The organism is Vibrio sp. 704 (assembly GCF_033339295.1).
The window spans coordinates 1-545 of record NZ_JAWOUH010000888.1 but is presented as its reverse complement, the minus strand read 5'-3'; the positions used below and the strand labels follow the sequence as shown (position 1 = coordinate 545).

The following is a 545-nucleotide window of genomic DNA, read 5'->3' as shown; positions in this document are numbered from 1 at the left end:
GACTAACTTTAGTTGAAAGCCAACACTTTGATTTCTGTACTTTTCTAACATGGAATGTCTTCCTGATATATTTATAACTTATGAGTTTTGTATCGGCATGCTATCGGTTTATATGAATAATTTTTTTGATATCTATTAATTAAATTGTCAAAAAACTCAGATAACCAATGAGTTAGTTAGAAAGTGACCGAGGAAGAACGGAAATGATTTCAAAAAAAGGCCGGATGAGCCGGCCTAGGAAGATTATTGTGCAGCAATCACTGTCACGAGCTCGTAACTCTCGCCTGGCTCAAGAGTTTTGCCTTCTTCAATACTTGGTGCATGAAGGGCAGATTCCACACACAGCATGGTTTCATAGCCATTGTCAGCCATGTCTCCCATCCCTTGTGCACCTTCCGCCCACGGGTTCCATAGTACTGCGGAGTTATGGCCGCGGTTCGCTACGCTCAACGTGCGGTTAAGAACAGGGTCTTTCACTAAAATTTGAGCTTCTGGTTGCGTGTATACGCGATCGATGGTGTCAGTCAGTTGAAGAACCTCACCAC

The 545-nt window shown here is 42.8% G+C and carries 1 pseudogene; it reads right to left on the bottom strand.

Going from position 1 to position 545, the window contains the following annotated elements:
- Window positions 1-243: 243 nt before the first annotated feature.
- A pseudogene (locus tag R7R24_RS29705) lies at window positions 244-545 on the bottom strand (D-hexose-6-phosphate mutarotase); the annotation flags it as partial.